This is a genomic window from Sulfitobacter sp. R18_1, from assembly GCF_017743915.1.
GTDB classification, from domain to species: Bacteria; Pseudomonadota; Alphaproteobacteria; order Rhodobacterales; family Rhodobacteraceae; genus Sulfitobacter; species Sulfitobacter faviae.
Map to the genome: position 1 here is coordinate 64,240 of NZ_JAGHRG010000010.1, position 11,763 is coordinate 76,002.

6 protein-coding genes and 1 tRNA gene are annotated in these 11,763 nt (G+C 58.8%); 6 read left to right on the forward strand and 1 reads right to left on the reverse strand.

Annotation, left to right across the window (positions count from 1 at the left end):
- Window positions 1–47 precede the first annotated feature (47 nt).
- Both J7392_RS18345 and J7392_RS18350 read left to right on the forward strand, forming a co-directional pair.
- Window positions 48–836, forward strand: a complete 789-nt coding sequence (locus J7392_RS18345; protein WP_209218824.1) for a hypothetical protein — start codon at window positions 48–50, stop codon at window positions 834–836.
- On the forward strand, window positions 829–4,143 hold the full coding sequence (locus J7392_RS18350) for a DEAD/DEAH box helicase (protein WP_209218825.1): 3,315 nt from the start codon (window positions 829–831) through the stop codon (window positions 4,141–4,143). The genes J7392_RS18345 and J7392_RS18350 overlap by 8 nt, the downstream gene beginning before the upstream one ends.
- 719 nt (window positions 4,144–4,862) lie before the next feature.
- On the opposite strand, the gene guaB is transcribed toward J7392_RS18350, so the two are convergent.
- Window positions 4,863–6,311, reverse strand: a complete 1,449-nt coding sequence (gene guaB / locus J7392_RS18355) for an IMP dehydrogenase (RefSeq protein ID WP_209218826.1) — start codon at window positions 6,309–6,311, stop codon at window positions 4,863–4,865.
- A 191-nt stretch (window positions 6,312–6,502) separates the two neighbouring features.
- Between guaB and J7392_RS18360 the strand changes: the two genes are divergently transcribed.
- The 4 genes from J7392_RS18360 (at window position 6,503) to J7392_RS18375 (ending at window position 11,763) form a co-directional block, all read left to right on the forward strand.
- Window positions 6,503–8,551: an ASKHA domain-containing protein gene (locus J7392_RS18360; RefSeq protein WP_209218827.1), complete on the forward strand. Its 2,049-nt coding sequence runs from the start codon at window positions 6,503–6,505 to the stop codon at window positions 8,549–8,551.
- A complete protein-coding gene (locus J7392_RS18365; protein WP_209218828.1) occupies window positions 8,548–9,396 on the forward strand; it encodes a methyltransferase domain-containing protein in 849 nt (282 codons plus the stop codon). Before J7392_RS18360 ends, J7392_RS18365 begins: the two co-directional genes overlap by 4 nt.
- 41 nt (window positions 9,397–9,437) lie before the next feature.
- Window positions 9,438–9,511: transfer RNA gene (locus J7392_RS18370), tRNA-Gly, on the forward strand.
- A 200-nt stretch (window positions 9,512–9,711) separates the two neighbouring features.
- Complete coding sequence (locus J7392_RS18375) at window positions 9,712–11,763, forward strand: ATP-binding protein (protein WP_209218829.1); 2,052 nt, start codon at window positions 9,712–9,714, stop codon at window positions 11,761–11,763.

The window sequence follows — 11,763 nt, forward strand, 5'->3', positions numbered from 1 at the left end:
TTGGAAAGGGTTTTCGTTTATGGGTTGTAAAGCGTAATAGGTAGGTCATGCCGATTGCAATCACACCAGTCGCAGAGAAGGGTTGTTGGTCCGGGTCCACTTGGACGATCGACCACGAGGGTGAACTTGCGGAATTGATTGCACGTGTTGCCATTGGGCAGTCCAGAACTGTGGAACGCATTCTAAAAGCCACTGGTGATTTGCCAGCAGGATATCCAAAGGGCGGCTTTCAAGGCGCCAGGACGCTACTGACTGTTGGAAACGGAGATAAAACATATCACCGAGATGGTTGGGTATTTCAGGTCATCGCTTGGATCGCCGCCCATCGTTTCGATGAAGACGCCCTTATCCGGTCACCTCAAATGATTAAAGCTGACAAAGGCTTGGACGGGCTCATGATCGAGTTCGATGACAACGGCATTGCACAGGTTGTCATCTGTGAAGAGAAAGCGACCGAACATCCGAGACAGAAGATCAAATCTCAGGTCTGGCCAGAGTTTGAACAGTTCGAGACGGGTGCTCGCGACAATGAGCTTGTTGCGTCCGTCACGTCTTTGTTGGAGAAATCGGACGATGCAGATCCGGACCGAACCGTTGCCGATATCCTGTGGAACGAAAAACGTGCCTATCGTGTGGCCGTGACAGTTGGTGATAAGCATGCATCAGAAAAAGGGCGCAAACGCCTATTTGCAGGATACGAAAAAAGGGTGTTGGGCGACGTTGAGCGGCGCCGTGCGGAAACCTTGGTCTTAGAAGATGTGCGTGAATGGCTGGACAAGATAGCTGAGATGGCGCTTGCCGCAATTGAGGACGCGGAGGCCGACAGCCTTGTATGATCCCACGACAGCAGCGCTTATTCGATCCACACCAGAACTTGATGATCTGGATACTGAGGCATTGCCCGATCAGCTCGCACGCGCTTTCGCAGAAATTGTATCGGCGCGGGTGATGCTGCGTGAGGGCGACGAGGATCTCGCCTCGCTCAGTGAAACCACCAGCTTCGCGCGCCGGCTGGCGCAAACAAATGAAGCATTGGTCGCAATCAATCCTGATCGGGAGAACCGGGCTGCTGCAGGCTTTGTTGCCGCGAGCGCTTACCAGTTGCTGTATCAGGCACAGGCGCTGAAAGAACCGGAGCCGCCCGCATCGTTCATCACACCTGACGGTATTAGCCCTGAGATTTCAGCGATGCTGCTCTTTCTGGTTGCTGAAGCATCAGCCGATGCTGCAGAGGTCGCAGCAGCCATGCGGGTTCCAAGCGGTAACAGGCTTCAGTCAGAACTGATTCTTCATTTGATCATGCTGGCAAAGGGTCAAGTTGGTCGAATTCGAAACCGAAAACGGCCTCCACAGGACGACCTTGTCACTGGTTCGGGTGGCGAACGCGCAAATGCCGCACTCTATTACCGGATTTTGCGCGGTATTCGGGCGCTTGCGTTCGTGCTTCAGGGACGACGCATGAGGGGGCTGGTGGATCCAATTGAAGTTTTCACTGAAGTCAAGGATTTGGCAGCACCTGGTGCAGAAGAATTCGCCGATGAATATCCTGATGGCGTGGTCGCTGTATTCCCAGGGCCATTTCACTTGGCAAGTCTTCTGATTGCAGCGGGTTCAGCACTTCTTGGCGGCGCTGTTGTTAAATTGCCGCCTCCCGAGGGGGTGGATGGGGACCGATGGGCTAAGGCGATGAAAACGGTTTCTGAGACGCGTCCGTATCTTTGGCGCAATCACAGAGATGCCGTCGAGCAAGGTTATCTGGAAATAGGAACGTCCTCAGCGATAGGGTTCCCAACCGGGGCGGGTAAGTCAACCACAGCCCAACTAAAGATCCATGCAACGCTATTGTCCGGTCGCAAAGCGGTGTTCCTTGCCCCTACTCATGCACTCGTGGATCAAACAACGCGAGACCTACGCGATGCCTTCCCTCGGGCAACTGTCCGCGGCGAACGCACGGACGAGTTTGGGTTTTCGAGCCAGGGAGAAGACCTACCCGACGTCATGGTCATGACGCCGGAAGCCTCTCTGCTTTCAAGCCACATGGAGCCAGAGCGATTTGACGATGTCGGCTTGCTGATTTTCGACGAATGCCATCTTATGCATCCCAGCACAGATGGGGATCGTCGGGCCATTGATGCCATGCTCTGCATCTTGGGCTTCACCCGCGTCGCACCTGATGCTGATATCGTTCTCTTGTCAGCAATGATGAAAAACACGGATGAGCTCAGCGGCTGGCTTGAAGAACTTACGGGTAGAAAATCATTGCCTCTCGACAATGCATGGAAACCAACTCGCCAACTCAGGGGCTGTGTTGTCTATGACGCCAACAGATACGCAAATCTTCAAAACTTTCTGAAAGCGGAACGTCGCAAAAAGCCAACAGGGGGAGTGCCGGTCGCGGTCAAGCGCAAGCTCACGGCTACCCCAAGAGGTTTCTTTAGTGTTAAGCAGACTTGGGCGTCTCAAATTCGCAGTGACTACACGCTGGTCCCGCTCCTTGATACCGCGCTTGAGTTCTCAACCAACAAGTTTTGGAAGCTTACACCTAATTCCGGGATTGTCGCGTCGTCCATAGCTGTCGCTGCTGCGCGGGCTGGCTTGAGAACTCTTGTCTTCTCGCAATCTATTCCAAACGCGTTTTCGATCTCAGAGAAAGCACGCATGGCACTTGACGATTGTGCTGTCGAACTGACCGAGAATGAGCAGCGGTTCTATGAAGTTTCTGCCGATGAAATGGGTGGCGCTGACCAACTCTATTTGACGCTCGAGAACGGAAAGCTTGTGTCGCAGGCGGCCACGCATCACGGCCAGTTGCTTCCAGAGGAGCGGCAGCTCGCAGAAGCACTGTATAAGCGCGATGGTGCTCTATCTGTCCTCGCTGCAACTCCAACACTTGGCCAAGGTATGAACCTGCCAGCAGATTTAGTCATCATCGCAGAAGATAGCCAATACGATGCTGCATCGGGACGCAAAGACCTTTTGGAAGCTGAAGATCTTCTCAATGCCGCTGGTCGCGCGGGTCGAGCTGGTGAGAGCGCGACAGGCATTGTCTTGGTTGTCCCAGGGCAAGTTGTTCCGTTGGATGATACCGAGAACAAGATTGGTGGAAGATGGACACGCCTCCGGGCGATATTTGGTCAGTCCGATCAATGCCTTATTTTGGACGATCCGTTTACGGCATTGATGGATCGCATTCATGACAAAGCTTCAGACATTGGAGATCTGGAACGATATGTTGTCGCGCGGCTCGCGGAGACCGATCAAAGTGAAGACGGTGTTCTCGATGTGCGGCTTGGCCTATCGAGAAGCTTCGCAGCTTATCGCAAACGTCAGGATGCTGAAGAGGACTGGATTGAAAGCAGGACAGCAGCGGCCCTTTCGCTATTGAATGATGATGACGAAGCCCTGCCCGTTGAGTCCCTGTCTTTGCGCAATACTGCCTCTATGTTGGGGCTGCCCGAAGATGTCCTGAAGGACTTGTCAAATGCCCTTGCCGAAGAGGGGTTTCACAGCTTTCATTCAGTCGAAGCATTGTGCAATTGGATGTTCGAGTGGCTGACAGCCAAGCCTGAATATTTGGACCGTGTAATCAAGCCAGACAGCTTGGAGTATCTATTTGGAACAGACTTCAAGAAGCTTAAGGGCGACGCTGCTCGTGCGTCCCACGCCCTCCCAAAGCTGCGGGAAGCATTGAGCCTGTGGATGAACGGTGAGCCACTTAGGGCCATCCAAAAAGCCTTATCTGACAAAACTCGTGACCGGAAGCGCAGCACAAGTGCGCGAAAATTCGTGATCCGGCTTGTTCCGGATCTTGCACATCTGATGGGAGCCCCTCTTCATATCTTGCAGGGTCATCTTAATGTGCACGCTGATGAACAGATTAGTCCAACTACTGCATTGGGGCTTGCCAATCGGTGTGTCAGGCGTGGCTTCTCAAGCGCGGAGATGGCAGCATTTGGGACACTTATGTCATCTGTAAGATGGTCCAGACGTGAAGTGCACAGGAGTTTTGCAAACATCACACCTTATCTCCAGCCGGCAGGGGAGCACGAAACCCTCGAAAGACTTGAGCTGCGCGTTGAGTTGGCGTCGGACGAAGAACTAAACAACAGAACTTATCCAGATCCATTCCAAGACGGTTTATGACTGAAAAACAGAGGCGTAGTTTCCCCGAGCGTTGTTCGGAAAGGCTCTTCGAATTGAACAGTCGGGTCAGACCAGAAACAACCATCTGAGTGTCCGCTTTCCTAAGGAAAAGGTGATCGTCTTTTTGTTCTTCAGCTGCGGTGCCTATCCCGTGGTCTGCGACTTCGATCCGAACTTTCTGATCTATCCGTCTCACGCTCATTTCAACCACATCACCTTCAGAGGTAAACTTGGCCGCATTCGAAATCAGGTTACACAAAACACCACGGCGTAAGCGGCAATGTGACGGGGCGCGCGGTGGATCGCGGGACGGCTGTTGAGAGCGATAGGGATGCACGACGCAAATTGGGATTTCCGACGCAGCCGACACAGATCTCGTTGAGAGATGGTCGCCTGATCCATCTTTAGCCCGGCGGCACTAACCGTGCTGTCAATTTCAGGTAGCAGCTTATCGGTTGGGCTCTCCGTCTCAATCGTGCCAAGAAGATTTATCTACTCAAACTCATTGTTGGTGGCAGGATCGATGATGCCGCCACCTCCACTTAGTGCTCTCCCGATCCGACAACCATGCATCAGCTATCGCCTAACCCTATCTTAATTTGCATCAGTTTATTCACTGATGCATTGTCCAGTTCTGGGTATGTTCGGTCCTGTTCACGCATGGTTCTCAACGCAAATTAACACATCAAATCCCACTAAAACTTAATGGTATATTGCACTTACCCTATTCGATAATTAGGAGACTCCCGCGTGATCTGCACGTCATGCACGTGGCTTTCCTTCAGCCCTGCGCCGGTGATCTTCACGAAGTTGCAGTTGCGGCGCATCTCATCGACCGTGGCGCAACCGGTATAGCCCATCGCCGCGCGCAGACCGCCGACCAATTGGTGCAACACATTGCCCGCGCTGCCCTTGTAAGGCACCTGACCTTCGATCCCCTCGGGCACCAGTTTGTCGGAGGCGGCGTCTTTCTGGAAATACCGATCCGCCGAGCCGCGCGCCATGGCGCCCATGCTGCCCATGCCACGGTAGCTTTTGAAGCTACGGCCTTGATAAAGAACGACTTCGCCGGGGCTTTCGTCCGTCCCGGCGATCATGCTGCCGACCATGGCGCAGGAGGCACCAGCCGCAATCGCCTTGGCGAAATCGCCGGAGAACTTGATGCCGCCATCGGCGATGATCGGCACGTCGCCCGCAGCGGCCACGCAGTCCATGATCGCGGTCAGTTGCGGCACGCCCACGCCCGCCACCATCCGCGTGGTGCAGATGGAGCCGGGGCCGATGCCGACCTTGACCGCATCGGCGCCCGCGTCGATCAGCGCGCGGGTGGCGTCACCGGTGGCCACATTGCCCGCGACGACCTGCACATCGCCGAACTGTTTCTTGGCCCGGGTCACCGCATGGGCCACACCTTCGGAATGGCCATGGGCGGTGTCGATCACGATCATATCGACGCCCGCATCGACCAGCGCCTCGGAGCGCTCGAAGCCCGCGTCGCCCACTGTCGTCGCCGCAGCGACGCGCAAGCGGCCCAAATCATCTTTGCAGGCGGTGGGGTTCAGCACCGCCTGTTCGGTGTCGCGCAGGGTCAGCAGCCCGGTGAGCTTGCCTTCGGCATCCGTCACCAACAGTTTCTCGATCCGGCGCGATTTCATCAGGCTGATCGCCTCGTCCCGGTCCGCAGGCTCTTGCAGGATCGCCAGCCGTTCAGAGGTCATCATGACCGAGACCGGCGTGCGGTCGTCGGAGGCGAAACGCATGTCGCGGTTGGTGACGATGCCCAGCACGCGGCCATTTTCGTCTACAACCGGGAAGCCGGTCACGCGGTAGCGTTCTTGCAAAGCCTTGGCATCCGCCAGCGTCTGGTCGGGACGCAGGGTGATCGGGTTGTAAACGATCCCGGATTCAAAGCGTTTTACCCGACGCACTTCGCGGGCCTGTTCTTCGATCGTGAGGTTGCGGTGCACCACCCCCATGCCCCCGGCCTGCGCCAGTGCGATGGCCATGCGGCTTTCGGTCACCGTATCCATGGCCGAGCTGAGCAGCGGGATATTGAGCGCGATGCTCTGCGTGACGCGGGTTCGCGTATCTGCGGTGGACGGCAACACAGAAGACGCTGCGGGAACCAGCAGGACGTCATCAAAGGTCAGGGCCTCACGAATCTCCATTTAACACCTCGGGTCTGGATGGGTTCATTTGGCGGTTTCCTATTTCACGGATGGCCGGGATTGGAAAGGCCTATTCCCCCGCGTAAGCCACAGACGGCGAATGACGCAGGCGCGGCACGAATTGCCGCCCCGCATCTTTCCCCTGCCGCGCGGCACGCTATGCTGTCGCAAAGAAACAAAGGACGGCCCCGATGAGCAGTGACCCCCTCGTGATTTTCACGCCCTCCGGCAAGAGAGGGCGCTTTCCCAAAGGTACCCCGGTGCTGACCGCCGCGCGGCAGTTGGGTGTCGATCTCGACTCGGTCTGCGGCGGGCGCGGCATCTGTTCGAAATGTCAGGTCTCGCCAGGCTATGGGCAGTTCTCGAAACACGGGGTGACCGTCGCACCTGACGCGCTGAGCACATGGAACGCAGTCGAGGAACGCTATGACGAGAAGCGCGGCCTGAAGGAGGGCCGCCGTCTGGGCTGTCAGGCGACGGTGCAAGGCGATGTGGTGATCGACGTGCCGCCAGAGAGCCAAGTGCACAAACAGGTCGTGCGCAAACGCGCCGAGGCGCGGGAGATTGTGCTGAACCCGTCGGTCAAACTCTTCTACGTCGAGGTGACGGAGCCCGACATGCACGAACCCTCGGGCGATCTGGAGCGTCTCAGGGCCGCGCTGGCCGAGCAGTGGGAGTTGGAGAAAGTCACCGCCGATCTGCACATCCTGCAAATGATGCAGCCGGTTCTGCGCAAGGGCGATTGGAAAGTCACCGTCGCCGTCCATCTGGGCGATCAGGAAAACGCCGCGCGGATCATGAACATCTGGCCGGGGTATTACGAAGGCACTGTCTATGGTTTGGCGGTCGACCTCGGCTCCACCACCATCGCGGCGCATCTGTGCGATCTGCAAACCGGTGAGGTCATGGCCTCTTCCGGTGTGATGAACCCGCAGATCCGTTTCGGCGAAGACCTGATGAGCCGCGTCAGCTATTCCATGATGAACCCCGACGGCGCGCAGGAGATGACCCGCGCGGTGCGCGAAGGGATGGCGACGCTTTTCACTCAGATCGCCGCCGAAGGGAATGTCGCGCCCGATCTGATCGTCGACGCGGTCTTCGTCTGCAACCCGGTGATGCACCACCTGCTGCTGGGCATCGACCCCTTTGAGCTGGGCCAAGCGCCCTTCGCGCTTGCCACCTCCGGCGCGCTGCGTCTGCGGGCCGAGGATTTGGACCTGAACATTCACCCCTCCGCCCGTGTCTACCTGCTGCCCTGCATCGCGGGCCATGTCGGCGCGGATGCCGCCGCCGTCGCCCTGTCGGAAGCGCCTGAGAAGTCCGACGAGTTGATGCTGGTGGTCGATGTGGGCACCAATGCGGAGATCCTGTTGGGCAACAAGGAAAAGGTGCTGGCCTGTTCCTCTCCCACCGGGCCCGCGTTTGAGGGGGCGCAGATCAGCTCGGGCCAACGGGCGGCACCGGGGGCGATCGAACGGGTCGAGATTGACCCGGAAACCAAGGTGGCCCGGTTCAAGGTGATCGGCTGTGATCTCTGGTCCGATGAGGACGGCTTTGAAGAAGCGGTGGCGAGCACCGGCGTCACGGGCATCTGCGGCTCCGGCATTATCGAAATGGTCGCCGAGATGCGCATTCACGGCATCGTCGACGCGCCGGGTCTGATTGGCAGTGCTGCGCAGACGGGCTCGGCCTCGGTCTTTGCCGATGGGCGCACCAACAGCTATCTGGTCTATGACGGCACCGAAAAGGGCGGGCCCAAGATCACGGTGACCAACCGCGACATTCGCGAAATCCAGATGGCCAAGGCCGCGCTCTATTCCGGCGCGCGGCTGCTGATGGACAAATTCGGCGTCGACAAGGTCGACCGCGTGGTGCTGGCGGGGGCCTTTGGCGCGCATATCAGCCCCAAACACGCGATGGTGCTGGGCATGATCCCCGACGCGCCGCTCGACAAAGTCACCAGCGCGGGCAATGCCGCTGGCACCGGCGCCCGGATCGCCCTGCTCAATACCGAGGCCCGGGCCGAGATCGAGGCGACCGTGGGCGCGATCCACAAGATCGAAACCGCCGTCGAGCCGCGCTTTCAAGAGCATTTCGTCAATGCCTCGGCCATTCCCAACGCGGTGGAGCCTTTCCCCATCCTCAACAGCCTCGTCGCCCTGCCGGAGGTGACCTTCAACACCGGCGGCAGCGGCGAAAGCGAACGCGGCGGGCGTCGGCGCAGAAGAAAGGCGACATGATGAGCGCCTCCGACAACAGCGATCAGGTCGAATTCTGGAGCGCCTCTGCGGGGCAGAGATGGGCCGCGCGGCAGGCTGAGCTGGACATTCTGATGCAGCCGGTGCTCGACGGCGTGCTGGCGCGCGCCGAACTGGCACCGGGGCTGAGGGTGCTCGACATCGGCTGCGGCGCGGGGGCGGGCTGTCTCGCCGCCGCCGAGGCGGTGGGCGATGCGGGCGCGGTGCTGGGCGTCGATGTCTCTGCCCCGCTGCTCGACCTCGCGCGGCAACGGGCCGCCGCCCTGCCCCATGTCGCCTTTCATCACGGTGATGCAACGACGCTAGCGCTTTCCCCTCCCTATGATCGGCTGATCTCGCGCTTTGGCGTGATGTTCTTTGCCGATCCGGTGCTCAGCTTCACGCGCATGGCCGCGCAACTCAGCCCCGGCGCGAAGCTCAGCTTTGCCGCTTGGGGCCAAATCCCCGAAAACCCTTTCTTTACCCTGCCCGCCCGCGCCGCCCGGGCCACCATCGGGGCCATGCCGAAAAGCGATCCTGACGGCCCCGGCCCCTTCGCCTTTCGCGACCCCGAACGCGTGGTATCGATCCTCGCCGAGGCAGGCTTTGTCGATATCGCCTGCAAGGTGACACGGCTTGACCTCACCCCCGCGGGCACGGTCGATGACCTTGCCCAGCAGATGTGCGACATCGGCCCGGCCAGCGGCGCGATCAATCATTTCGAGGCGGGCCCGGCACAGGTCGCGGAACTTCGGCAGACCATCGCCGAAGCTCTGCGCCCCTATGCGAAAGACGGTCCCCTGCGCCTGCCTGCCGAAATCAATTTCGTCACCGCGACGAAACCCTGACTTGACCTTCCCCCGCGCGCCGATTATCTCACCCTCAGCGCGCGGGTATGGTGAAAAGGTATCACGGCAGCTTCCCAAGCTTTAGTTACGAGTTCGATTCTCGTTACCCGCTCCACGCTCCCCCCTCCGCCTTCGTGACGCCGCCACATGCCCTCGCATAGGCCCCGCAGGGTTCCCCAAGGTCACACCAATGAAAAGCCTAATCTGGTCCGAATTTCGCCATGATTGCCCGCAAAAGTAGCGATCTACAGGGAAGTAACTTACGCGCAAATGGCCCAACGATGTCGGATGCGCATTGAGGCAAAGGAAAAAAGCGTGGCAAACGCGTTTCGGGACTACGCGACATCCAAGGCGTATATCATCGTCAATTTCATCGTACTGTGCTGTGTCGCCGGCATCAGCTATTCGATCGTCAAACTGGATTACGAGCAGCATATCGCCAGCATCCGTCAAGATGCCCGGCAAACACTGCATGAAGTCAGCAATCAGGTGCAGCATCAGTTCCAAGAGACCATTCTGGTCACTAAGAACATCGAGAATATCCTGCTCTCCGGCGAGGCGTTCAAAGACAAAAAGATCGAACTGCTGGTCAAGGAGTTGCGCGACCGGAACCCCGGCATTCAGGCCTTCGCCCTCGCCCCAGACCTCAAGATCACCCATAGCTATCCCAAGACCCAGAATGGCGAGACGATTGGCCTGGAATACAAGAACATCCCGACGCAGCTTTCCGGCGTCGCCAATGCCTATCGCCGCCAAAGCCCGACCATCGAAGGGCCGCTGAACCTTGTTCAAGGCGGCAAGGGCTACATCATGCACTACCCGGTGTTCGAGCGCCCCATCGGCCTTGGTGCGCCGCGCTTTTGGGGGGTGATGTCCATCGTCTTCCAGCCCGACCGGCTGTTCGAGCCGCATCAAAACCCGCATCAGGCCGCCGACTACATCTATAGCCTCCGCGCCTTCCCCACAGGCGCCATGCCGCCTGAGATTGAGCCTGCGGCGGTCGACCCCACAGCCCCCGTGCGCACCCGGTTCGAGCTTTTGGGCAAGACATGGGAGGCGACGGCCAGCCCTGCCAACGGTCTGCCCCCCTATGCCCCGCAAAGCCCCTACCTCGTAGCCTTCGCCCTGATCGCGACCATCGCGCTGATGGCGGGCCTTTGGGCCTTCCGCCGGGTCACGTTGAAAAAGCAGGAAGCCCATGCGCTTTTGGCCGAAGGGATCGGCTCGATCCAAGAGGGGTTCATCGCCTTTGACGAGAAGGAACGCCTTGTCACCGTCAACAGCAAGTTTCTGGAGTATCACCCTGAAATTGCTGATCTTCTGATCCCCGGCAAAACCATCGAAGAGCTGTTGCGTCATTGGGTCGCCCGCCATCAGCACCCTGAGCAGGTCGAGGAGCGTGAGGCTTGGATCGCCAAACGTCTCGCCCGGTTCCGCAACCCGACCGGCGCCTTCATTCTTGAGGTCTCGGATAACTTCTGGCTCAAAGTCACGGAATCCCGCACGCCGCATGGCTATACCGTGGGCATCTGGACCGATGTGACGGCCGAGAAACGCGCGCTCGACGCGGCCAAGGCGGCGGACCGTGAAAAGACCGAATTCCTCAACAACGTCAGCCATGAGCTGCGCACGCCGCTCACCGTGATCTCGGGCCGAGCGACCTTTCTGCAACATGCCGAGAAGCTGCCCCAAGCCCGGCGTTTGCAGACCGCGCTGAACAACAGCGCCAATGCCACGCCCGACATTCGCCACAGCGTCGATGAGTTCCAAAACTTCGTCTCTGACCAAGCGGGCGGCATCGCGGGGTCGTCCAAACATATGCTGCGCCTTGTCGAAGACCTGTTGGATTGGACCAAGGTCGCACGCGGCAAGATGGAGCTTGATCTGCAAGAGATTGAGACCAGCGAGATCGCCCGCTCCGTTGCCGATGACCTGCGCCCGGATGCCGAGGCCAAGGGGCTGACGCTGACCTATGAGGACAATGGCACGGCCCTCGCCAATGCCGATCCGGTGCGCCTGCGGCAGATCCTCTACAACCTGATTTCAAACGCGATCAAATTCACCCGCAGCGGCAATATTCATCTTCAGATGCAGCAGGATGCCGAAGAGATCACCTTCTCGGTCTCCGACACGGGCTGCGGTATTTCCGAGGACAATCTCGAGCGGGTTTTCCTGCGTTTTCAGCAGGTTGACGGCTCAATGTCGCGTGAGAACGGCGGCTTGGGATTGGGCCTTGCGATTGCCGAGCAACTGGCCAGCCTGCATGGCGGCAGCCTGTCGCTGGAAAGCAAAGTCGACGTGGGCAGCACTTTCCGGCTGACCCTACCCCGCCCCGTGGCAGATAGCGAGATGCGCCGTTCGGCCTGA